The organism is Patulibacter americanus DSM 16676 (assembly GCF_000420025.1).
Taxonomy (GTDB): Bacteria; Actinomycetota; Thermoleophilia; order Solirubrobacterales; family Solirubrobacteraceae; genus Patulibacter; species Patulibacter americanus.
The window spans coordinates 251,009-273,502 of sequence record NZ_ATUD01000005.1; the positions used below are offsets into that span (position 1 = coordinate 251,009).

The 22,494-nt window shown below is 75.3% G+C and carries 22 protein-coding genes and 1 riboswitch; of the genes, 13 read left to right on the top strand and 9 right to left on the bottom strand.

The window, feature by feature from the left end; translation table 11 throughout:
• Positions 1 to 12: 12 nt before the first annotated feature.
• Both F593_RS28185 and F593_RS0110925 read right to left on the bottom strand, forming a co-directional pair.
• Positions 13 to 576: a GNAT family N-acetyltransferase gene (locus F593_RS28185; protein ID WP_022928789.1), complete on the bottom strand. Its 564-nt coding sequence runs from the start codon at positions 574 to 576 to the stop codon at positions 13 to 15.
• Positions 577 to 640: 64 nt separating this feature from the next.
• Positions 641 to 1,297 (bottom strand): hypothetical protein, encoded by a 657-nt coding sequence (locus F593_RS0110925; RefSeq protein WP_022928790.1) that lies wholly within the window; start codon positions 1,295 to 1,297, stop codon positions 641 to 643.
• Between the two features lie 96 nt (positions 1,298 to 1,393).
• Here F593_RS0110925 and F593_RS0110930 point away from each other — a divergent pair, with 96 nt between their 5' ends.
• Complete coding sequence (locus F593_RS0110930) at positions 1,394 to 2,542, top strand: metallophosphoesterase (protein WP_022928791.1); 1,149 nt, start codon at positions 1,394 to 1,396, stop codon at positions 2,540 to 2,542.
• Between the two features lie 35 nt (positions 2,543 to 2,577).
• Here F593_RS0110930 and mscL read toward each other — a convergent pair whose 3' ends face one another.
• On the bottom strand, positions 2,578 to 2,958 hold the full coding sequence (mscL, locus tag F593_RS0110935; RefSeq protein ID WP_022928792.1) for a large conductance mechanosensitive channel protein MscL: 381 nt from the start codon (positions 2,956 to 2,958) through the stop codon (positions 2,578 to 2,580).
• A 107-nt stretch (positions 2,959 to 3,065) separates the two neighbouring features.
• Between mscL and F593_RS28190 the strand changes: the two genes are divergently transcribed.
• A complete protein-coding gene (locus tag F593_RS28190) occupies positions 3,066 to 3,734 on the top strand; it encodes a J domain-containing protein (protein WP_022928793.1) in 669 nt (222 codons plus the stop codon).
• 118 nt (positions 3,735 to 3,852) lie between these two features.
• On the opposite strand, the gene F593_RS0110950 is transcribed toward F593_RS28190, so the two are convergent.
• Positions 3,853 to 4,317: a nucleoside 2-deoxyribosyltransferase gene (locus F593_RS0110950; RefSeq protein ID WP_022928794.1), complete on the bottom strand. Its 465-nt coding sequence runs from the start codon at positions 4,315 to 4,317 to the stop codon at positions 3,853 to 3,855.
• A gap of 49 nt (positions 4,318 to 4,366) precedes the next feature.
• Here F593_RS0110950 and F593_RS0110955 point away from each other — a divergent pair, with 49 nt between their 5' ends.
• Complete coding sequence (locus F593_RS0110955; protein ID WP_022928795.1) at positions 4,367 to 5,308, top strand: aldo/keto reductase; 942 nt, start codon at positions 4,367 to 4,369, stop codon at positions 5,306 to 5,308.
• Positions 5,309 to 5,315: 7 nt separating this feature from the next.
• On the opposite strand, the gene F593_RS24345 is transcribed toward F593_RS0110955, so the two are convergent.
• Positions 5,316 to 6,746, bottom strand: a complete 1,431-nt coding sequence (locus F593_RS24345; protein ID WP_022928796.1) for an MFS transporter — start codon at positions 6,744 to 6,746, stop codon at positions 5,316 to 5,318.
• A 143-nt stretch (positions 6,747 to 6,889) separates the two neighbouring features.
• Here F593_RS24345 and F593_RS24350 point away from each other — a divergent pair, with 143 nt between their 5' ends.
• Positions 6,890 to 7,693 carry a DUF3159 domain-containing protein gene (locus F593_RS24350; protein ID WP_022928797.1) on the top strand — a complete coding sequence of 268 codons (804 nt, stop codon included), beginning with the start codon at positions 6,890 to 6,892 and terminating at the stop codon, positions 7,691 to 7,693.
• A gap of 220 nt (positions 7,694 to 7,913) precedes the next feature.
• On the opposite strand, the gene F593_RS0110970 is transcribed toward F593_RS24350, so the two are convergent.
• A complete protein-coding gene (locus tag F593_RS0110970) occupies positions 7,914 to 9,056 on the bottom strand; it encodes an amidohydrolase family protein (protein WP_022928798.1) in 1,143 nt (380 codons plus the stop codon).
• A 131-nt stretch (positions 9,057 to 9,187) separates the two neighbouring features.
• A riboswitch (cyclic di-AMP (ydaO/yuaA leader) is annotated at positions 9,188 to 9,325 on the top strand.
• Positions 9,326 to 9,331: 6 nt separating this feature from the next.
• On the opposite strand from F593_RS0110970, the gene F593_RS28195 reads away from it, so the two are divergent.
• From F593_RS28195 to F593_RS0111000, 6 genes are all read left to right on the top strand, one after another.
• A complete protein-coding gene (locus tag F593_RS28195) occupies positions 9,332 to 10,165 on the top strand; it encodes a C40 family peptidase (RefSeq protein WP_022928799.1) in 834 nt (277 codons plus the stop codon).
• A 278-nt stretch (positions 10,166 to 10,443) separates the two neighbouring features.
• Positions 10,444 to 12,399 (top strand): acyl-CoA dehydrogenase family protein, encoded by a 1,956-nt coding sequence (locus F593_RS24360; RefSeq protein WP_022928800.1) that lies wholly within the window; start codon positions 10,444 to 10,446, stop codon positions 12,397 to 12,399.
• 86 nt (positions 12,400 to 12,485) lie between these two features.
• Positions 12,486 to 15,287, top strand: coding sequence for an ATP-binding protein (locus F593_RS0110985; protein WP_022928801.1), 2,802 nt, complete (start codon positions 12,486 to 12,488; stop codon positions 15,285 to 15,287).
• A gap of 69 nt (positions 15,288 to 15,356) precedes the next feature.
• A complete protein-coding gene (locus tag F593_RS30830; protein ID WP_022928802.1) occupies positions 15,357 to 15,551 on the top strand; it encodes a hypothetical protein in 195 nt (64 codons plus the stop codon).
• The gene (locus F593_RS24365) at positions 15,538 to 16,287 is read left to right on the top strand and encodes a collagen-like triple helix repeat-containing protein (protein ID WP_022928803.1); all 750 of its coding nucleotides are present in this window, start codon (positions 15,538 to 15,540) and stop codon (positions 16,285 to 16,287) included. The genes F593_RS30830 and F593_RS24365 overlap by 14 nt, the downstream gene beginning before the upstream one ends.
• Positions 16,288 to 16,388: 101 nt before the next feature.
• Positions 16,389 to 17,096: a hypothetical protein gene (locus F593_RS0111000; RefSeq protein ID WP_022928804.1), complete on the top strand. Its 708-nt coding sequence runs from the start codon at positions 16,389 to 16,391 to the stop codon at positions 17,094 to 17,096.
• A 172-nt stretch (positions 17,097 to 17,268) separates the two neighbouring features.
• Here the strand turns inward: F593_RS0111000 and F593_RS0111005 are convergent, their stop codons facing one another.
• A complete protein-coding gene (locus F593_RS0111005; protein ID WP_022928805.1) occupies positions 17,269 to 18,126 on the bottom strand; it encodes an SDR family oxidoreductase in 858 nt (285 codons plus the stop codon).
• Entirely contained in the window at positions 18,123 to 19,022 is a 900-nt protein-coding gene (locus F593_RS28200; protein ID WP_022928806.1) for an SDR family oxidoreductase, read from the bottom strand. Before F593_RS28200 ends, F593_RS0111005 begins: the two co-directional genes overlap by 4 nt.
• A 180-nt stretch (positions 19,023 to 19,202) precedes the next feature.
• Here F593_RS28200 and F593_RS0111015 point away from each other — a divergent pair, with 180 nt between their 5' ends.
• From F593_RS0111015 to F593_RS0111025, 3 genes are all read left to right on the top strand, one after another.
• Positions 19,203 to 20,051, top strand: a complete 849-nt coding sequence (locus F593_RS0111015; RefSeq protein WP_022928807.1) for a siderophore-interacting protein — start codon at positions 19,203 to 19,205, stop codon at positions 20,049 to 20,051.
• Positions 20,052 to 20,094: 43 nt separating this feature from the next.
• Positions 20,095 to 21,573: a hypothetical protein gene (locus F593_RS0111020; RefSeq protein WP_022928808.1), complete on the top strand. Its 1,479-nt coding sequence runs from the start codon at positions 20,095 to 20,097 to the stop codon at positions 21,571 to 21,573.
• Positions 21,574 to 21,666: 93 nt separating this feature from the next.
• Entirely contained in the window at positions 21,667 to 21,951 is a 285-nt protein-coding gene (locus F593_RS0111025; RefSeq protein WP_022928809.1) for a DUF2277 domain-containing protein, read from the top strand.
• 33 nt (positions 21,952 to 21,984) lie between these two features.
• Here F593_RS0111025 and F593_RS24375 read toward each other — a convergent pair whose 3' ends face one another.
• Positions 21,985 to 22,473 (bottom strand): group III truncated hemoglobin, encoded by a 489-nt coding sequence (locus tag F593_RS24375; RefSeq protein WP_022928810.1) that lies wholly within the window; start codon positions 22,471 to 22,473, stop codon positions 21,985 to 21,987.
• Positions 22,474 to 22,494 lie beyond the last annotated feature (21 nt).

Here is a 22,494-nt window from a genome sequence, read left to right on the forward strand (position 1 = left end):
GGGAAGGGGCGGTCAGTCGCCGGCGACGGGCGCGCGCGGCACGCGCTGCGCGCGGTCCCAGCGCAGCTCGTAGAGCTGGCGGTCGCCGTCGTCCTGCACGACCTCGAGGCCGGCGGCGCGCAGCACGTTGTGGCTCGACGGGTTGACGAGGTCGGTGTCCGCCCGCAACCCGCGGATGTCGTGCCGGGCGCGCGCCCAGTCGACGAGCTCGCGCAGCATCTCCGTCGCGTAGCCGTTGCCGCGCCGGCCGGGCGCGATCCCGAAGGTCACGAGCGCGACGCGGTCGGCGTCCGGCCCGTCGAGGAACGTGAGATCGCCGATCACCACGTCCTCGTCGCGCAGGATGATCTGGTACTGCGTCCAGGGATCCTGCGAGATGACGGGCACCGCGCCGTGGTCGCCGCGTTGACGCTCGAGGACCATCGCCGCGGAGACGAGGCTCTCGTCGAGCGGATAGCCCTCGGCCCACGGCCGGTCGGGGTCCTGGAGCCCCTGGAGCAGGGCGTCGAAGTCGCCGCTGCTCATGGGCCGCACGTCGAGGCGGGCGGTCCGGAGGCTGCCGAGGGAACCGATCACGCCCCGAGGCTAGCGGCCCGAAAGGCGTAGTGGTGGAAACGCTTTCGGGCCGCTGCCGGCCGGTTCAGCCGCGGCGGCGGGCGGCGCGGTTGGTCGGCTGGCGCTGCGCCTGGGCCTGCTCCGCGCGCTTGGCCTGGGCGGCCGCCTGGCGGCGGCGGCCGAAGACCACGAGCGCGATGAGTGCGAGCACGACGATGATCACGCCGACCGCGATGGCGGAGGCGAGATCGAAGCCGCCGAAGGGCAGCGAGATCAGCTCCGCCAGCCCCGTCCCGATCGCGACGAGGGCGACGAGGATCAGGAGGATCAGCAGGATGCCGCGCGTGCGGGCCCAGCCGCCGGCGCTCGGCGGCGGCACGAGCAGACCGGACAGGCGCAGGAGGAAGAGCTGGCGGCGGGAGGGTGCCTCCTGGCCGAGGCGCTGGGCGGCGGCGCGGAGGTCACCGGAGCGGCGATCGGCCAGCGCGAGCGCGGCCTCGGCCATCTTGCGAATCTGCGGGCGCTGCTGCGGCGGGGCGGAGGCCATGGCCTCCTGGAAGTACTTGCGCGCCTGCGCGCCGTCGTAGCGCTCGGCGGCGCGGCTGCCGAGGATCGCGCGGGCGGCGGAGCGGTTGCGCGTCTCGCGCAGCAGCTCCTCGTCCGAGCGCTTCTCGAGCTGCTGCATGGCGTTCATCGCCCCACGCTGCTCGATGCGGACTTGACGCTGCTGCTGCTTGGCCATCGGGGAGGGAATCTACACCGCCGGAGGCGCCGCTACCGCCCGCCCGGCGCCACCCGTCCGGTGGCCCGCGGGCCGGTGCGGCATGCTCTGTCGCCGATGCGGACGCTCGTCATCTCCGATCTGCACCTCGGCGGGCGCGGCGGCCGGGACGTCCTGCGGCGTCCCGCGGCGATCGAGGCGCTGCTGGCGGCGCTGGACGGCGTCGACCGGCTCGTGCTGCTCGGGGACGTCGTCGAGCTGCTCGAGGGCCGCACGGCGGGGGCTATCGCCGACGCGCTGCCGACGCTGCGGCGACTCGGCGAGGCGATGGCCGGCCGCGAGACCGTCGTGGTCCCGGGCAACCACGACCACCTGCTGATCCGGGCGTGGCTGCGGCGGCGGCGGGCGGAGGAGCAGCCGCTCGGGGCCGCCACGCGGGTGCCGCGGGACGCGACGGAGCAGCTCGCCGAGGTGACGGAGGCGCTGCGTCCGGACGGCGGGCGGATCCGCGTGCACTACCCGGGCACCTGGCTCGGCACCCACGTCTACGCTCATCACGGGCACTACCTCGACGCCCGGCTGGTGTCGACGCCGATCGCCCGGCTGATCCAACGGGCGAACCAGTCCGAGACGGACGAGATCGGGCCGGCCGACGCCTACGAGCTGGCGCGCGCCCCGTCCGTCGCGGCGGCGTCGCTGGTCGTGCGCGACCTGCCCGACGGGTTCGAGGAGGGCGTGGAGCGCCTCGGCGGCCTGGCGCGGGCGTTCGGGAAGGCCGTCCTGGGACGCGACGGCGTGCAGTCGGCGAGCGCCCAGGCCCGCAACGAGCGGATAGCCGCCGTCGGCTCCGTGTGGCTCGACCGGCGGCTCGAGCGGGCCGGGTTGGCCAGCATGCAGCGCGTGGTCGCCGACCTCGGCGTGCTGCCGCGGGCGCGGCACGTGCTGTTCGGCCACGTCCACCGGCTGGGCCCGCTCACGCGCGAGGAGGCGCTGGGCCCGTGGCACGACGACGACGGCGCCTGGCTGTGGAACTCCGGCTCGTGGGTCTACGAGCCGCTGCTCGTGAAGGCCGGCCAGACCCAGAGCCCCTACTGGCCCGGGGGCGCGCTGCTGCTGCAGGACGACCGCACACCGCAGGTCCTGCGGCTGCTGGAGGACGTGCCGCTGGAGGAGCTGCTGCCCCCGGCGCTCGAGCCCGACGCCGTGGGCGAGGGGGAGGACGCCGACGAGGGTGTGGGCGACGCCGCGGCGGACGCCTCGGACTGACGCCGGGGCCCGGCCGGCCCGCACCGTCGATCGCGTCAGGGGCGCGGCCGCGCCAGGGCGTCCCGGATCTCGGTGAGCAGCACGACCTCGTCCGAGACCACCTTCTCGTCGACCGTCTCCGTCTTCCGCACGGACATCACCCGCGTGATGGCCCGGACCACGAAGAACAGGACCGTGCCGATGATCAGGAAGTTGACGAACGTGGTGAGGAACATGCCGATCTGGATCGGCGTGTCGTCGAGCTTCCAGACGATGTCGTCGAAGCTCGGCTTGCCGACGAGCGCCGCGATGAGCGGCATGATCACGTTCTCGACGAGCGACTTCACGACGGCGCCGAACGCGGCGGCGAGGATGAAGGCGACGGCCACGTCGACGAGGCTGTCCTTGAAGAGGAACGTCTTGAGGTCCTGCAGCATCCCGGCTCCCTGAGGTCGCGCCGCGGCCGAGGGCGTCCGCGGTCGTGCTCGTGGGGCTTCGGCGCCCCGCGCGGCGCTCCTCCGCCGCACCGTGGGACGATGGAGGGGTGGCCGTGCCCTCGGGAGTCGATCCGCGCGAGGTCCTCGGCGTCGGTCCCGGTGCGAGCCCGGCGGAGGTCGCCGCGGCGTTCCGGCGCCTCGCGAAGCGCTGGCACCCGGACCTGGCCGACACCCCCGGGGCGGCCGACCGGATGGCGCTCATCAACGCCGCCTACGACGCCCTGCGGGTGCCCGAGGGCGTCGGCGACGGCCGGTCCGCGCCGGCGGCGGGCGCGCGTGCGACCGCCGAGGCGACGGGCGGACGCGGCCGGACGGATGCGGTGGCCGACGGCCTGGCGCCGGCCGTGCGTCGCGCGCTCGGCGCCGAGCTGCGGACCGCGCTCCAGCCGGGGGAGGAGGTCGGCATCGTCGTCCCGGCCGCGACCTGGGCCAGCCCGCAGACCACGCTCGTCGTGACCGACCGCCGATTGCTCTGGCTGCTCGACGACGTGCCCGTGCACCGCGTGCGGAGCATGGACCTCGCCGACGTCGCCGACGTCACGGTGCGGCCGCCGCGTCCGTGGCGTCCGCGGGCCGTGGTCGTCTGCACGGACCGGCGCGGACGGCGGGTGAGCTTCGGCGAGCTGCCCGCGGCGACGGCCGCGGCCGTCGCGCGGCGGACGCACGACGGGCGGTCCCGGCGGGGCGGAGCGGCGCCCGCGCGCGCCTCAGGCTAGGATGCTCCCCGAAATGGACGACTGGTCGTACTTCATCTCCTTCCTCGTCGCCGCCCTCGTGCTGGCCTACGGCGTGAACCTCGCCGTCAGCCACATCTAGGAGCGCCGCCGGGCCGCGTCAGCGGCCGAAGTCGGCGTGCAGGCGCGTCATGAGTGCGTCGAGCGTCGGCTCGATCGTCCCCCCGTGGAGGGCGACGAACGCCGCGACCTGCAGGTTCAGGGCCACGCCCGGCTCTCCCGCCTGCCGCAGATCGCTGCGGATCCCGTAGCAGCGCAGATCCAGGCCGGCGGCGAACCCGAGCTCGGCCACCGTCCCGCTGTCGGCCTCCTGGCCGTCGAGCTGGGCGACCAGCAGGTCGCAGGAACGGATCGCCTCGATGTTCCGCCGCCCGATCTCGAGCGCGATCTCGCGCTGACGTCCCGCGCCGTACTCCTCCGCGATCTCCTCGTCCGACGTCAGCGCCCAGGGGTCGACGGGCTCGACGACCTCGGCGAGCGTCGGCAGCAGGACGTCGCGGTACCACGGGCGCGTGGTCTCGGAGAACCCGAGCGGGCTGGCGACGTAGCAGCGGGGGCGGCTCATGCCGCCCCACGCTACCGGGGGCCGCGGGCGCCGTTGCTAGCGTCGCGGCATGGTGAAGCTCGGCAGCTCGGACCTCGAGGTCTTCCCGCTCAACCTGGGCGGCAACGTCTTCGGGTGGACGGCCGACGAGGTGACCTCGCACGACGTCCTGGACGCCTTCGTGGCGGCCGGCGGCAACTTCGTGGACACCGCCGACGGCTACTCCGCCTGGGCGCCGGGCCACGAGGGCGGCGAGTCCGAGCGGGTCATCGGGAGCTGGCTGGCCAAGCGCGGTCGGCGCGACGACGTCGTCATCGCGACGAAGGTCTCGCAGCACCCCGCGCGCCGCGGGCTGGGGCACGACAACGTGCTCGCGGCCGCCGAGGACTCGCTCCGGCGCCTCGGCACGGACCACATCGACCTGTACTACGCGCACTTCGACGACCCGGACACGCCGCTCGAGGAGACCCTGGCGGCGTTCGACGAGCTCGTGCGGGCCGGCAAGGTCCGCCACGTCGCCGGCTCGAACTACACCGCGGAGCGGTTCGCCCAAGCGCTGGCGATCCAGGACCGCGAGGGCCTGGCGCGCTGGGTGGCCCTGCAGCCGCACTACAACCTCGTGGAGCGCCAGGGGTACGAGGACGGCGGGCTGCGCGCGCTCGCGGAGCGAGAGGGGCTGGCCGTGCTGCCGTACTTCGCGCTGGCGAAGGGCTTCCTCACCGGCAAGTACCGCGGGGCCGGCGGGACCGGCGACAGCCCGCGCGCCGGGCAGGCCGCGGCGTACCTGGACGAGCGCGGGTTCCGCGTCCTCGCGGCGCTGGACGAGGTCGCCGCGGCCCACGACGTGCCCGTGACCGCGGTGTCGATCGCGTGGCTCGCGGCGCAACCCACGGTGACCGCACCCCTCGCGAGCGCCCGGACCGTGGAGCAGCTCGGCCCCCTCCTGCAGGGCGCGCGACTGGAGCTGCGGCCGGAAGACCTCGACGCCCTCGCGGCCGCCTCGGCAGCCTAGGCCCGGGTCAGTCCCCCGCGACCGGCGCGCCGGCGAGCGCCGTCGCGGCGGCCCGGGAGCGCGTCGGGATCGCCAGGGCGACGCCCGCGCCCACGATGAGGGCGGCCGCGCACATGAGGAACCCGGCGGTGAAGGCGCCCTCGGACGGCAGCCCGGTGGCCGCCACGATGCCCCCGGCCAGCAGGGTGCCCGCGACCTGGGCGCCCACCGCGCCGCCGATCGTGCGCATCACGGTGTTCATGCCCGTGGCCACGCCCGTCTGGTCCTGACGGACGGCGGCGACGATGAGGTTCGCCAGCGCCGCGAACGAGAGGCCGATGCCGATGCCGAGCAGGGCCGAGGCGAGGTAGATCTGCCAGTGGTGCGTGTGGAGGAGCGCCAGGATCAGGTAGGCCACGGCCGCGAAGATCGAGCCCGCCACGAGCGAGGCCCGCGCGCCGAAGCGCCGCTCGACCCAGCCGGCGGCGGGGCCGACGGCGAGCATCGTGAGCGTCGACGGGAGGAGGAACAGGCCGGCCGCCGTGACGGACGAGCCGAACCCGTAGCCCGTGCTCTCCGGCTCCTGCACGAACTGCGGGATGAGGATGAAGGACGTGTAGAGCCCGACGCCGACGAGCAGCGCGACGACGTTCGTCGTCCACACGCCGCGGATCCGCATCATCCGCATGTCGACGAGCGGCTCGTCCGCGGCCGTCTCGCTGCGGATCCAGAGCCCGAGGACGACGAGGCCCGCGGCGAGCATCCCGAGGGTCTTGCCGGAGCCCCAGCCCCAGTCCGACGCGTGGCTGACGCCGAACAGCACGAGCATCAGCCCGAGGGAGAGCAGCGCCGCCCCGCGCCAGTTGATCGAGCCCGGGGCGGTGACGGGCGACTCCGGGATGTAGCGCCACGTCAGCGCCGCCGAGATCACGATCGCGACGAGCGGGATCCAGAAGAGGAAGTGGTAGGAGAGGTTGTCGACGATCACGCCGGCCAGGACGACGCCCAGGCCGCCGCCGATGCCCAGCAGGGACGACATGAGGCCGATCGCCCCGGCGACCTTCTCCCGCGGGAACTCGTCGCGGAGGATCGCGAAGGCGAGCGGGAAGATGCCGCCCGCGGCGCCCTGCACCACGCGGCCGACGATCAGGAGCTCGACGGAGGACGCGACGGCGGAGATGACCGTGCCGACCGCGAGCGAGACGAGCACCCAGAAGAGCACGCGCTCCTTGCCGTGGATGTCGCCGAGCCGGCCGAGGATCGGCGTCGCGACGGACGCGGCGAGCAGGTACGAGGTGAGGATCCAGCTGACCGCGCTCGCGGACGCGCCGGTCGCCTCCTGGATGTCCGGCAGGGCCGGGGCCACGAGCGACTGCAGCAGGGAGTACGCGATCGCCCCGAGCGAGAGCACGGCGAGGGTCAGCTGGGGGCTTGATCGCGTGGCGACCGTGGTCTTCATGGAGGAGGTGCTCCGGGGGCGGCGCGGGGAGGAGAGAGGCACCGGGGAAGAACCCCGGTGCCGCATACAAGTATGCACGGTCCTGGATCCGGCTCTGTGACGCCGGGGTGATCGACCACGGTCCGCCGGTAGCCTCCCGGTCCGTGACCGACCCGTCGCCCCGCCCTCCGCACGCGTCGCCCGACGCCGATCCGGCGGCCCCGCCCGCGGAGGCGCCGATCGCCGGGGCGCCGGCCGCGGCCCCGGACGCCGCGCCCGGGCTCGAGGCGACGCCCGGCCCCGACGCCCTCCCGGTGGCCGACCCGTCGGCGGAGGGCCGCGGCGCGGCGCCCCTGACGGAGCCGCCGTCCCTGACCGACGCCGTCGGCGGCCCGCTGGGGATCGCGGAGTCCGCGCTGCCGGCCGCCCTGTTCGTCGGCGTCTACACCCTGGGCGGCAACGAGACGACGCCCGCCGCGATCGTCGCGGTCGCGGTGGCCGCCGTGCTCACGGTCGCGCGGCTGATCCGCGGGCAGACGCTCCAGTTCGCGCTCTCGGGGCTCGCCGGCATCGCCCTCGCGGGGTTCATCGTCTCTCGCACGGGCCGGGCGGAGGACTTCTTCCTCCCGGGGATCCTCATCAACGTCGGGTACGCCGCGGCCTACCTCGTCTCGATCCTCGTGCGCTGGCCGCTGATGGGCATCGTCATCGCCAGCCTGGGCGGGCAGGGCATGGAGTGGCGCAAGGACCCGGTGCTGCTGCGGCTCTACACCCGGGTCAGCTGGGTCTGGGTCGCGCTGTTCGTGCTGCGGCTCGCCGTCCAGCTGCCCCTGTACCTCGCCGGGGCCCTCGTCGCCCTCGGCGTCGCGAAGGTCGCGATGGGCATCCCGCTCTTCGTGCTCGGGCTGTGGCTGTCGTACCTGCTCGTGCGTCGCGGCACCCCGCAGGCGCCGGCCGCCGCGGCCTGAGCGACGCCACGGCTCGAGGGCGCGGCGGCCTCGAGCGCGCCGCGGCCTGGGCGCAACCGCTACTCCTCGACGCGCGCCAAGGCCGGGGACTCCGCCCCGGCGTCCCGCAGGAGGTCGCGCACGGCGTCCTCCAGGGCGATCCGGCCCTCGGGGTCGATGAACGCCTCGGCGCCGCCGAGCTCCTCGACGCGGGCGGCGATCGTCCACCCGCCCGGGCCGCTCAGGCGTCGAGGTCGGGGATCCCGGCGGACGGCGTGGCCGCCAGGAACGCCGCGCCGAGGGCGCCGAACAGCGCCAGCAGCCCGTCCATGCCCTCGCCGGGCGGCGCGGCGGCGACCGCGGCCTGCGTGCGCTCGAGGAGCCCGTCGACCACCCGCAGCAGCGCGCCGGCCTCGCCCGTGTCCGTCGCCTGCGCGCCGGAGCGGGCGAGGGAGAGCGCCTCCGTCGCGTCCTGCCCGTGGAACGCCAGCTGGAGGGCGATCGCGACGTACGAGGCCACGCGCTCGCCCTGGAGGAACCGCGGCCCGAGCGCCGCGATCCCCGGGGCGGGCCCGAGCTCGATGGGGTCCTCGCCGCGCACCACCCGGTCGAGCTGCGCGCCGGCGATCGAGCGGAGTGCGTCGCCCTCCAGGCCGACCGCGGCCGCGCTGCGCGCCACCGCGAACGCGGAGAACGCACCGGGGCCGTAGGGCATGTCGCTCGCGTAGAGGATCCGGGCGGGCGGGATCGTCGCGAAGAGCTGGAGCACGTCGGACGGGTGCCACCAGGACGTGTCGAAGTAGAGGTTCGGCAGCCGGGTGGCGGGCTCCGCGAGCACGCCGAGGTCGCTCACGGCGGCGTGGGCGAGGATCAGCCGCGCGTCGGGGTGACGCTCCGCCAGGCCGACCGCCGCGGCACCGAGCTGCGGGATCCCGCGACCGGCGTGGAACAGCACGGGGGCGCGACGCTCCGCCGCGAGCGCGACGACGGCCTCGACGTCGGGGTGGGTCAGCGCGAAGGCGTCGCTCCGGGGGTGGAGCTTGAACCCGAGCGCGCCCGCGTCGAGGCAGCGGCGGGCCTCGTCGAGGGCACCGGGGGAGCCGGGCGCGATGCGGGCGAGCGGGAGGAGCCGGCCGTCCGAGGCCGCCGACGCGGCGAGGACGACGTCGTTGGCCTCGCGGTAGCCGTTCGGCTCGTGCATCGCGAAGGTGAGCGCCCGTTCCTGGCCGGCCTCGTCGAGCCCGGTGAGGATCTCCTCGGCCGTCGCGGTGACCCCGTCGGGGTCGTTCTGGCCGATGTGCGTGTGGGCGTCGAACCAGGGAAGCGGCCCGAGCGGGCCGACCGTCGCGCGGTGCAGGAGGGCGACGTCGTGGGGGAGCGGCATGACCGCCAGGCTAGTGGCCGGACGTCCCCGTCCAGTGCCGCAAAGGGATCGGTCCGGTGTCGACGCCGTGCACGTTCCGTATCGGTGGCAGGAATGGCTGCAAACGCGCCGACGGGGCTGCTACGGTGCGCCGAGCCGAATCGCCGGAGTCGTTCCAGCGAACGGGGGACCCACTCAGTACCGGGGCAAATTCGCCTGCAGTCAGGCGGAGGCGCGATCTTTCCGCGCCAGCCCGTCAGCTAACCCCGTAGGCCGTCGAAAGAGAGCCTGAACCCGTGACACGCAAGACCCGCGGCGCTGCCGTCGCGCTGATCCTGATGCTCGCAAGCGCGTCGTCCGCCTCGGCGGCGCAGCCGACCGGCGGCACCACCGCCCAGAGCACGACGACCACCGCCCCGGCCACCCCGGCTCCTGCTGCCCCGGCGGCGCCCGCCGCACCCGCGGCGCCGGCGACGACCGCGCTCTCAGCGACGCAGACGGTGATGCTGACCCGCTCGCAGACCAAGAAGGTCCAGCGGCGCGTGAAGGTCCGCGCCGACGGCGCCGTCGGTGCCCGTACCCGCTCCGCCATCCGCCGCTACCAGGCGAAGAAGCGCCTGACGCGCACGGGCCGTCCGAACCTCGAGACGATCCGCGCGATGAAGATGCCGTTCGTCGCCGAGGTCGAGCGCAAGCTCGCCGCCACGGCCGCCGGGACGGACCCCGAGGCCACGACCCGCCAGGCGCCCGCCGCCGCGACCGGCGACCTCGCCACCGCGATCGCCGCCGCCCGCTCCGCGATCGGCACGCCGTACAGCTCCGGTGGCACGAACACCTCCGGCTTCGACTGCTCCGGCCTCATGGTCTGGGCGTTCGACCAGGCCGGCATCGACCTGCCGCGCACGTCGTTCGACCAGTACGAGGTCGGCACGGCCGTCGAGCAGTCCGCCATCCAGCCCGGCGACCTCGTGTTCTTCTCGACCGCCGGTCCCGGCGCGTCGCACGTCGGCGTCGCCGTCGACGCGACGACCGTGATCTCCGCCACGACGCGCGGCGTCATGGCGCACAAGCTGAACGACGCCTACTGGGGCGCGGCCTACGTCGGCGCGCGCCGCCTGACCGCCGCCTAGAGCCCTGCGGCGGCCTCCGCGCCGCCGCGGCACCGAAGTCCCTGACGGGCCGCCCACCGGGCGGCCCGTCGTGCGTTCCGGGGCGGGTCCGTCCGGTCCCGGCGTCGCCGGCCACGTCGGGGTGCCCGGCCGTCCGTCCGTCCGCGTCGCGTGGACGTGCCCGCACGCGGGTAGGTGGCGGGAGAGCCGCGGGTGCGGGTCGCGATCCGCGGCCCGGCCCGCTACCCTCGGTACCAGAACGTTGACTGACCAGTCAATCTAGCCCCGGAGAGTCACCCGTGAGCACCACGCAACCGACCAGCGCCGAGTCCCGCAAGTTCGCCGAGGAGGCGCGCGAGACCGAGTGGAAGCTCCCCAGCTTCGGCAAGGAGCTGTACCTCGGGAACTTCGACTTCGACCTGATCCACCCGCTGCCCGCCGACGACGCCGAGAAGGCCGCTAAGGGCGAGGTCTTCCTGGCGAAGCTCAAGACCTTCCTCGAGACGAAGGTCGACGCGCTGGAGATCGAGCGCGACGCCAAGATCCCCGAGGACGTCATCGACGGCTTCAAGGACATGGGCGCCTTCGGCATGAAGGTCCCGACGAAGTACGGCGGCCTCGGGCTCTCGCAGGTCGACTACAACCGCGCGCTGGCGATGGTCGGCACGTGGCACGGCTCCCTCGGCGCGCTGCTCTCGGCGCACCAGTCCATCGGCGTCGCCGAGCCGCTCATGCTCTTCGGCTCGGAGGAGCAGAAGCAGAAGTGGCTCCCGAAGGTCGCCAAGGACCACATCTCGGCCTTCCTGCTGACGGAGCCCGACGTCGGCTCCGACCCGGCACGCGTCGCGGCCGCCGCCGTCCCCACCGAGGACGGCACGGGCTACCGCATCACGGGCCGCAAGCTCTGGGCGACGAACGGCGCGATCGCCGACATCGTCGTCATCATGGCCCGCGTCCCGAAGAGCGACGGGCACCGCGGCGGCGTCTCCGCCTTCGTCCTCGAGTACGACTCGGAGGGTGTGACGGTCGAGCACCGCAACGCCTTCATGGGTCTGCGCGGCATCGAGAACTCCGTGACCCTCCTCGAGGACGTCTTCGTCCCGAAGGAGAACCTCATCGGCAAGGAGGGCCAGGGCCTGAAGATCGCCCTGTCCACCCTGAACACCGGTCGCCTGGCGCTCCCCGCCATCTGCGCCGGCACCGCGAAGTGGGCCGCGCGGATCTCGCGCGAGTTCGCCTCGGAGCGCGTCCAGTGGGGCAAGCCGGTCGGCGAGCACGACCCGGTCGCCCAGAAGGTCGCCTTCATCAACGCGACGGCGTTCGGCCTCGAGGCCCTCGTCGACGTGACGGGCCGCCTCGCCGACGCGAAGCGCTCCGACATCCGCATCGAGGCCGCCGTCGCCAAGCTCGTCGGCTCCGAGCTGGGCTGGCAGGTCACGGACGAGCTCGTCCAGATCCGCGGCGGTCGCGGCTACGAGACGGCCGAGTCCCTCCTGGCCCGCGGCGAGCGCCCGGTCCCGGTCGAGCGGGCGCTGCGCGACATGCGCATCAACCGCATCTTCGAGGGCTCGACGGAGATCATGCACCTGCAGATCGCCCGCGAGGCCGTCGACCAGCACCTGCAGATCGCCGGCGAGCTCATCGAGGGCGACGGCGGCCTGTCCGAGAAGGCGAAGCTCGCCGTCGGCGCCGGCAAGTTCTACGCCAAGTGGTTCCCGAACCTGACGCACGGCGAGGGCCAGAACCCGCGCTCCTTCGACGAGTTCGGCGCCCTGGCGACGCACCTGCGGTTCGTGGAGCGCAACTCGCGCAAGCTCGCCCGCACGACCTTCTACGCCATGGGTCGTTACGGCGCGAAGCTCGAGTCCAAGGGCGCCGTCCTCGGCCGCATCGTCGACATCGGCGCGGAGCTGTTCTCCATCTCCGCCACGGTCGCCTACGCCGAGGCGCAGAAGAAGCAGCACCCGGAGCGCGCGCGGGAGATCGACGAGCTCGCCGGCCTCTTCTGCCTGCAGGCCCGCCGCCGCGCGAAGGACCTCTTCGCGCAGCTGCGCGCGAACGAGGACGACGCGAACTACGCGCTGGCCCAGAAGGTCCTGACGGGCCGCTACTCCTTCGTCGAGGAGGGCATCCCGTACAACGACACGGACAAGCCGCTCTTCGGCGCGGAGTACCGCCAGCCGACCGCGGCGGCGAAGAAGAACGCGCAGCAGGACGCCGTCCAGGCGGACGCCGCGAAGTCCCCCACGGCCTAGGGGGCACCGGCGCGCCGAGCCGCCCAATCGGGGCGGCTCGCGCGTACGCCGGACACGGGCCGCGGGCGACCGCATAGGGTGCGCGCATGCTGCGCGCCGATCGGGCCCCGCTGGAGCGCGACGCCGAACGGGCGGCGATCGAGTCCCTGCTCGACCGCGCGTTGGCGGGCGAGGGCGGGGCGCTGCTGGTCGAGGGGCCGGCGGGCATCGGCAAGACCACGCTCCTGGCGGGCGCTCGGGCCGAGGCCGGGCGCCGCGGCGTGCGGGTGCTCCGCGCCCGCGGAGGGGTGCTGGAGCGCGAGCTGGAGTACGCCGTCGTCCGGCAGCTCGTGGAGCGCGCCGTGCTCGGCGCGGGGGAGGAGCGTCGTGCTGCGCTGCTGGCGGGGCCTGCGGCCCCCGCGGCGGGCGTGATCGGCACCCATCCGCCGCCGCGCGACTCCGGACCGGTCCACGACCCGTCGCCCGACCTGCTGCACGGGCTCGGCTGGCTCGTCGCGCACCTCGCCGACGAGGCGCCGCTGCTGCTGGTCGTCGACGACGCGCACTGGGCCGACGCCGCGTCGCTGCGGGCGCTCGCGTACCTCGCCCGCAGGCTCGACGGGCTGCGCGTGGGGCTGCTGGTCGGCGCGCGCATGGCGGAGGCGGGCGTCTCGCAGCCGCTGTTGGACGAGCTGCGGGCCTGTGCCGGGCCCGACGTCGTCCGCCCCGGCGAGCTCACGCCCGCGGGGGTCGGCCAGCTGCTGGCCGACGCGTTCGGGGCCCCGGCGAGCGACGAGCTCGCGGCCGCCTGCGCCACGGCGACGGGCGGCAACCCGTTCTTCGCCACCGAGCTCGCGACCGAGCTGGCGGCCGCGCACGCGGCGCCGGAGGAGGTTGACCCGGCGGCGGTCGCCCACACGGGACCGACGGCGGTGCGCCGGTCGTTGCTGCTGCGGCTCGGGCACCTCGGCCCCCCGGCGCGCGCCCTCGCACAGGCCGTGGCGGTGCTCGGCGGCGAGGGTGACCTGGCGCTCGCCGGCGCGACGGCCGGCCTCGAGCCGGCGGAGGCCGCCGCCGGGGTGGACGCACTCGTCGCCGCCGGACTGCTCGAGGGCGGGCCGCCGCTCCGGCTCCTGCACCCGCTCGTGCGGGCCGCGATCACCGAGGACACCCCGCCGTCGGACCGCGCCGCCGCACACCGCCGGGCGTTCCTGGCGCTCACCGCCCGCGGGGCGCCCGACGATGCGCTCGTGCCCCACGCCCTGGCCACAGTGCCGGAGGGCGACCCGGCGGTCGTCGGGCTGCTGCACCGGGCGGGCACCCGGGCCCTCCGCTCCGGGGCGCCGGAGGCCGCCGTCGTGCACCTGCGACGGGCGCTCGCCGAGCCGCCGCGGCCCGGCGAGCGACCGGCGGTGTTGGCCGCACTCGGGCGGGCCGAGGTCCGCCAGGGCGCCTTCGCCGACGGCGTCGGCCACCTCGACCACGCCCTGGAGGGACTGCCGGACGACGGCGCAAGGACCGACGCTCTCCGCGACCGCGCGTTCGCCGCGTTCGCACGCACGGGCATGGGCGCCGCGCGGGAGACGGTGCGGCAGGCCGTGGGTGACCTGACCGCCGGTGGCCGCGAGGACGACGCCCTGCAGCTCGAGGCGGACCTCGCCCTGCTGGCCTGGCTCTCGGGTCAGGCGCACGGCCTCGACCTGGGCCGCCACGGCGGGCTCGCCGGCCACACGCGCGCCGAGCGCACGATCCTCGCCCTGCTCGCGCAGGAGCGCCACGCGACGGGGGCGGCGCCGGCGGTCGTCGTCGAGCTCGCCGAGCGCGCCCTCGGCGGGGGACGGCTGGTGGCCGAGGACACCTCCGAGGCACTGCACTGGTACATGGCCACCTACGCGCTGCTCACGTGCGAGGCCCACGCCGCCGCACGGGCCACGATCGAGGACGCGCTCTCCGACGGGCGACGTCGCGGCTCCGCGTTCGCCTGGGCCGGGGCGCTGGGGACCCGCGCCGTGCTCGCGCTGAACGAGGGCCGGCCGCGCGACGCCGAGGCCGACGCCCGCTCCGCCGGGCGCGGGGCGATCCCTCCCGTGATGGTGCCCGTCAACGCCGCCTACGTCGTGCTGGCGCTCGTCGACCAGGGTGCCCTGGCGTCCGCGGAGGAGACGCTGGTCGCCGGTGGTCTGGAGCACGGCCCGGGTGGGCCGACCGTGCTGCGGTGGATCCCGTGGGCCCGGCTGCGGCTGCGCGAGGCGCAGGGGCGCACGGCCGACGTGCTGTCCGACGTCGCGCCGCTGCGGGACGACGACGCCGCGGGCTCGCCGATGCGCGCGCTGGCGTGGCGGGCGCTCGCGGCCCGGGCGCTGGTCCGGGAGGGCCGGGACGCGGAGGCCCGGAGCCACGCGGCGGAGCACCTGGTCTGGGCCCGCTCGTGGGGCCGGCCGGGGGCGCTGGGGGTTGCGCTCCGCGCCTCGGCGCTCGCGGGGCCGGTCCCCGAGCGCGCGGCGGGGCTGCAGGACGCCGTCGCCGTGCTGCAGGGCTCGGACCTGCGCACGGAGGAGGCCCGGGCCCGCCATGAGCTCGGTGTCGCCCTGCTGCGCTCCGGGCAGCGGCGCGACGGTCGTGCGGCCCTGGAGACGGCGCTCGAGGTGGCGGTGGCGTGCGGGGCCGACGGGGTCGCACGCGCCGCGGCGGGGGAGCTGGCCGTGGCCGGCGTCGCGTCGGCCCGGCTGCGGTTCGACGCGTTGACCCCGTCGGAGCGACGGGTGGCGGAGCTCGCGGCGGCCGGCGGGTCCAACCGCGAGATCGCGCAGGAGCTGTTCGTCACCCCGAAGACGGTGGAGAACCACCTCACGCGGGTGTACGCGAAGCTCGGCGTGGGGTCGCGAGAGGCACTCGCCACCGCGCTCTGACCCCCCAGGGGCCAAGTCAGGGGGGTCACCCCTCATGACGTGGACGGCGTGCACCGAGAGGGTGCAGCTGTGCCCGAGTCGCCGATCACCGTCCGGTGTCAGTTCGACTCGTTCGACGAGCCCGTCAGCGGCAGCGTCACCGACGACCACGGTCGCCGGCTGCCGTTCCGCGGCTGGGTCGAGCTGGCGGCGGCCCTGGCGGTCGTCGCGGAGGGCGCGCGTCCCACCACCCCATCCCTGGAGCTTCCCCATGACCCCCACTGAACCCCGCCGCCGTCGCCGTCCCCAGACGTCCACCGCGGTCTCCTTCCTCGCGCTCTTCGTCGCGCTCTCCGGCACCGCCACGGCCGCGACGATGATCAGCGGCAAGGAGATCAAGAACAACACCGTGACCGGCGCCGACGTCAAGAGCTCGTCCCTGACGGGCTCCGACATCAAGAACCGCTCGCTGAGCGCCTCGGACCTCAGCGCGTCGGCCCTCGCCACCCTCAAGTCCTCCGGCGCCGCCGGGCCGGCGGGTCCGGCCGGACCCCAGGGGGCCCAGGGCCCGCAGGGTGCGAAGGGCGACACGGGTGCCCCCGGTGCCCCCGGTGAACCCGGTGCTCCGGGCGCGAACGGCGTCGACGGCGCGCAGGGCCCGGCCGGGCTCATCAAGGTCTACCGGACCTCGGCGGGCTCGGACAACCTGCCGATCAACACGGAGTCGCAAATCGTGTCGAAGGTCGTGCCGCAGGGGACGTATCTGGTGAGCGCGAAGCTCACGCTCGCGACCCAGGACGACTCGCTCGTGCGCTGCGACCTGCTGTCCGGCGCGACCGTCATCGACACGGCCCGGCACCTCGCCAACGGCGTGGGGGAGTCCCGGACGCCCCTGATGCTCACCGCCGCCGCGACCGCGAGCCAGCTGAGCCCGCTGCGAATCACGTGCACGACCGGCGCTGAGCTGGCCAACACGATGGACACGAAGCTCACGGCCGTGCCGGTCGACGAGCTCGGCTGAGCCCGCGTCGGGGCGGCCGGCCGCCCGTCGGCCGGCCGCCCCGACGTGAAGTCGTTCCTTCTCGAGGCATCCAGTCTCGGGTCTTCGCCGTTACTCCTTGCATGATCAACAGCCACTTCCGCAGCTCCCTCTTCACCCGGACGCTCCCGGCTCTGGCCGCCACGGGCGTCCTGGCCTTCGGTGTCTCGGCGTGCGGCAGCGACGACTCCGAGTCGTCCTCCGCCTCCTCCTCCACCGCGTCGACGCAGAGCGCAGCCCCGAAGCCCGCCGCCGAGGTCAAGGACGTCACGGGCGGCACCACGGGCGTCACGCTCGACTCCGGCTTCATCGACGCGCTGACCTCGCTCAAGGTCACGCCCGGCCCCGTCGGCGACGCGAAGATCAGCGACAAGGGCGTCGCGACGTTCCCCGTCACCGGCGGCAACGTCACGTACTACGAGCCGGGCACCGTGTCCCCGTTCGTGCAGGGCGAGCTGAGCCACGACGGCTCCGGTCTGTCCCTCGAGGCCGGTGGCAAGAAGGTCGAGCTCACCGACTTCAAGATCGACCCGGGCGCGTCCGTGCTGACCGGCAAGGTCTCCGTCGACGGCGAGGTCGCCGCCGAGTCCGCCCCGCTGTTCTTCCTCGACGGTGGCACGCTCGAGCCGCTCCGCCTCACGTCGAACGACACGAAGGCCGTGCTCGAGGGCACGACGGTCAAGCTCAAGCAGGAGGCCGCCGACCTGCTGAACCAGACGTTCGGCATCGAGGACCTGAAGGCCGGCCTCGTCATCGGCGTCGCCAAGATCACGGTGCCGACCGGCGCCTGATCCGCCCCGCGGGCTCCGCGCCCGCACGCCCCGAGCCATCCGGGAGAGCATCGTCCACTCCGGCATCCGCCCCCGTCGCATCCGCGGCGGGGGCGTCGTCGTTCCCGGAGGGCCGCGCGATGTCGGCCGGCGGCGGAGCGGAGTCCTGGACGCGCGCGGGGCGGCGGGGCCCTCAGTCCTCCTTGGCGCTCTCGTCGAACGGGGCGCGCGCACGGCGGCCCGGGAGCTCGCGGGCGAGCGCGGTGGCCTTCATCCCCAGCTCGACGACCGCCTGCATGCCCAGCTGCGGCGCGGCGAACGGCATCTGCCACGCAGGCGTCACGACCGCACGCTCGCGGTGCTCGACGGCGCGGACGACACGGCGGGCCGCGTTGTCGACCGGCAGGGGCTTCGTGACGCCGCCCGGGGTGCTGTCGAGCGCCCGCTCGATGCGGGGGTCCTCCTTGACCTGGTCGGACATCTCCGTCTCGACCATCCCCAGGTAGACCGTCCCGGCGGTCGCCTCGCGGTGCATGAGCTCCATGCGCAGCTGTGCCATGAGCTCGCCGACCGCGGCCTTCGACGCCGAGTAGAGACCGGTCAGCGGAACAGGGGTGATGCCCGAGATCGACGCCAGCGCCAGCAGGTGGCCGCCGGAGCGGTCGACGTGGGGGAGCGCCGCCTGGATCGCCCAGAGGGTGCCGTAGAAGTTGACGTCGATGACGTTCCGGGCGTCCTCCTCGGGCTGGTCGCCGATGAGGGCGGGCTTGACGACGCCGGCGCCGGCGATCACGGCGATCAGGCCGCCGAACGCCTCGGCCGCCTCGTCCGTCGCCTGCACGACCTGGGCCCGGTCCGTGACGTCCGCGGGGGCCGCGATCGCGCCGAACTCCTTCAGCTCGTCCACCGCGGCCTCGAGCCGCTCCGTCGGGCGCGCCATCAGCGCGACCTTCGCTCCGCGTTCGGCCAGCTCGCGGGCGACCGCCTGGCCGATCCCGCCCGTCGCGCCCGAGACCAGGACGCCCTTGCCGTTCAGATCGATCTTGCTCATGCTGCTGCCACCTCGTCAGGCGAGCCCTTCTCGGACGCGCTCGTGTCTTCCGCTCGCGTCGTCAGTGCCCGTTCTGCGTCCTTCCCACCCGGCAGCTCGGCGCGCAGGCCCGTGCGGCCCATGAACCACTCGGCGACGACGTTGACGACGGTCTGCGGCCACGCCGCCGGGGCCTGCCAGCGCGGGGCCGTGATCACGCGGCTGCGGCGCTCGAGGCCCCGGATGATCCGGGCGGCGACGTCGTCGGCCGTCAGCACCTTCGTGAGGAACCCGAAGGAGTTCTTCATCGCCCGGGACGCGCGCGGGTCCTTCTGGACGTCCTGGTTCATCGGCGTGTCGACCGCTGCGAGGTAGACGATGCCGGCGCTCGTCGGCCGGTTCATCGCCTCCGTCCGCACCGTGGCGACGAGGTTGGCGATGGCCGCCTTCGTCGGCGGATAGACGCCGGATAGCGGGATGGGGGCGATGCCCGCGACGGACGAGATCGCCAGGGCATGGCCGCCCTGCCGGTCGATGTGGGGCATCGCGGCCTGGAACGACCAGAGCGTGCCGTAGAGGTTGACGTCGATGACCATCCGGGCGTCGTCCTCGCTCTGGGCGACGAGGGTCTCCGGGCGCACGAGCCCAGCGCCGATGACGGCGGCCACGATCCCGTCCGTCTGCTCGGCCGCGGCGTCGACGGCGGCGATCACCTGATGGCGATCGCGCACGTCGGCGGGCGCAGGGACCGCTCGCGGACCGAGCTCGGCCGCGATCGCGTCGAGGCGGTCCCCGGGCAGGTCGAGGAGGATCGGTCGGGCGCCCATGCTGACGAGACGCCGGGCGATCGCGCTCCCGATGCCCCCGGCGGCCCCCGTGACGAGCACGCCACGTCCCTGCAGTACCAGTCGCGACATGCCGGGACCCCTACCCGGATCGCCTCCGGGCACACGCGGGTGGGGGCCGGGCCCCGCCCCGAGCGCCGTGGGGCGTTGGCGTGTGGGGACGGTGCGGGGGCTCGGGGCACCCGGGCCGGGCTGTAAGGTGTCCCTAACGCATCGGCGCGCACGCCGTCCTCGATCACCGGAGCCGCCCTCATGGCCGACCCCTCCGCCCCGCCCGTCGCCCGTCCCGTCCGACGGGCCCGTCACGCCGTCGTGCGTCGCACGGAGCGCCTCACCCCGCACATGGTCCGCGTCGTCCTCGGCGGCGACGGCCTGCACGGGTTCGCCGCCGACACCTTCACCGACCACTACGTGAAGCTGCTGTTCCCGCCCGCCGACGCGCCCTACGGCCCCGACTACGACCTCGAGCAGGTCCGCGGCGAGCTGCCGCGGGAGCAGTGGCCGCGCACGCGCACCTACACCGTGCGGTCGTGGGACCCGTCCGCGCTCGAGCTGACGATCGACTTCGTCCACCACGGCGACACCGGCCTCGCCGGCCCGTGGGCCGCCGCGGCGCAACCCGGCGACGTCCTGCAGCTGCTGGGGCCCGGCGGCGCCTACGCGCCCGACTCCGAGGCGGACTGGCACCTCCTCGTCGGCGACGCCTGCGTCATCCCCGCCGTCGCCGCGTCGCTGAAGAGGATCCCGGCAGACGTCCCCGTCCGCGTGGTGCTCGAGGTCGACGACGCCGCGGAGGAGCAGCCCCTGGAGAGCGCGGGGGACCTCGAGGTCACCTGGCTGCACCGCGAGGGCCGTGCCGGCGAGGGCGAGCTGCTGCTGGACGCCGTCCGCGCGCTCGACTTCCCCGCGGGCGCGGTGCACGGCTTCGTCCACGGGGAGGCCGCGGCGGTGCGGGCGCTGCGCCGGCACCTGCTCGTCGATCGCGGCGTGCCCAAGGAGGCGCTCTCGATCTCGGGCTACTGGAAGCGCACGCTCGACGAGGACGGCTGGCAGTCGAGCAAGGCGGAGTGGAACCGCGAGGTCGAGGCCGACGTGGCCTGAACGCCGCCGGGCCTCCGCGCCCCCGGTGCGCGAGGATGCCCCGATGGCGCTGCGGACGTGGTGGGCGGTCCTCGGTCCCGCCGCGCTCGTGGCGGGGATCGCACTGCTGCGCGGCGACCACGGGGAGGACCTCGAGATCGTCGCCGTGCTGCTGGCCCTGTCGGCCCTCGGCCACGCCGTCCGGCCGGACGCCCGGCGCGGGACGCCGACGCAGAACCTGACGCAGGTGCTGCTCGTCGCGTTCGCCGCGGGCGCCGCGGCCGCGCTGGCGTTCCTGGCGCTCCTCCTCGTCGTCTTCTCCGCCGTCTGCGGCACGAGCTGCGACGGCCGCGGGCCGAGCGCCGGGCCGGCCGTCGTCGGCCTGGTGATCCTCGCGGTGGCGCTGGGCGTGGTCGTGGCGGCGTTGCGGGCCTGGCGGGCCGTCGAACGGCGGCGTACGACACCCGCCGCCACCCCGCGGCCGCTGCTCCTGGCGCCGGCCGCGGCGGTCGCGCTGGTCCTCGGCGGCCTCGCGCTCGCGGCGTCCGCGGACGACCGGCCGCGGCCGGCGGTCGCTCCCCGCCTCGTGGCCACGACGCCCTGCGCCCCCCTGTCCTCGTCCGCGCCGTGCGTTCAGGCGCTGCGGCTGGCGGCCGCGGGTTCGGGTCGGGGGGTGCTGGCCGTCTGGCGACAGGGGGACCGGATCGAAGGGGTCCTCAACGGGCCCGACGTGCCGGCGCGCCGGGTGACCGTGGCGACGGGGCTGCCGCGCGCGGTGCGCGACGAGGACGGCTCGACCACGGCGGTCGCGCCGGCGCCCGACGGCGGGTTCGTCGTGGCCTGGGCGGTCGGCGGCGGCCCGCGTCTGGGCGTCCGGCGGGTGGACGCGGACGGCGTGCCGGGGCGGGCCGCGGCGCTGCCGTCGCCCGGCCGCCGTCCCGTGCTCGGGCTCGCGTCGACCCGGGACGGCACGGTCGTCGTGGCCGCGGAGCGGCCGGAGGTCCCGAACGCCACGACGCGCGTACGGACGCTGGCCCTCGACGCCCGGCTCCGGCCGCGCGGCGGATGGCGGACCGTCGCCACGGGCGGAGCCGTCGCACCACTGCGGGCGGCGGCGACCGGCGGGGACCGCGTCGCCGTCTCGCGTGGCCCGTGGAACCCCGAGCTGCGGCTCGACGCGACGGGACGCGTGCCGGCCGACGGGCGGCGCTCGCTCCCGGCGCCACGGCCCCCGCGGCCGGACGGCGTGCCGGCCGCCCGGCGCCCGCCGTCCCTGGTGGACAGCACGTGGTCGTCCGCCGGGCGCGTCCTCCACCTGTGGTCGACGAAGGTGCCGCGCGGCGGTGGCGACACGGGCCTCGTGGAGCAGTCGTGGATCACCGGCGACGGTCCCGCCCGGCTGGTCGCGGAGAATCTGGACGAGGCGCGCCTCGCCGCCACCACGGACGGTCCCGCCGCCGTCGGGGTCCGGGAGCGGGACGGCGCGCGCGCCGCCGGGGACGCCGGGCGCACCGCCGACGTGCTCCTCGCGTGGGGTCGGTGACGGCCCCGCAGAGGCCGGGCGGTCGACGCGGACGGTCGCGATCCCTGCACGGAACGGGATGACGAACGGGTGTGGGCGGCGTACGCTGGTCGCATGTGCCGCAACATCCGCACCCTGCACAACTTCGCGCCCGCCGCGACGGACGACGAGGTGCGGGCGGCCGCGCTGCAGTACGTCCGCAAGGTGAGCGGCTCGACGGCTCCCTCCCAGGCCAACCGGGCGGCGTTCGACCACGCGGTGGAGGAGGTGACGCGGATCACGACGGAGCTGCTCGACGCGCTCGTGACGACCGCGCCGCCGAGGGACCGCGAGGCGGAGGCCGCGAAGGCACGCGCCCGCAACGCCAAGCGCTTCGGCACGCCGACCCCCGTGGGCTGAGCGCCGTCGGCCGTCGGGACCGTCGGACGTCGGTCAGCGCCCGCCCGAACCGCCGTGGCGCGTCACCGCCAGCGCGCCGGCTGCCGGGTGCCTGGTCACCGTGAGGCCGTCCGCCCCGGCCGGCGCGGCGGGCGCCGCGCCCTGCAGACGCCCGTGGAACGCGCGGGCCACACGCTGGGCGTGCGCCTTGGCCAGCTCGGCGCGCTGGCCGACGAAGAGCTCGTCGACCGTGGTGCGCCACAGCAGCAGCCAGCGCTCGAAGTGGCCGGAGCGCAGCGGCACCTGGGCGTTGAGCGCGGCGTGGGGCCGGAACGCGCCCCCGGCGTACGAGCGCGCGCCGAGCAGGATCGTCTCCCAGAACGACGTGATGACGGGGACGTGCGCCTCGAGGTCCAGACGCGCGACGTCGACGAAGAGGAAGCCGATGACCGGGTCGGTCAGCGCGCGGCCGTAGAAGGCGCGCACCAGGCGCTCGACGTCCGCGCGGGTCTCGATGTCCTGGCGGTCGCCGTGGTCGGTCACCGGTCGATCATGACGGACCCG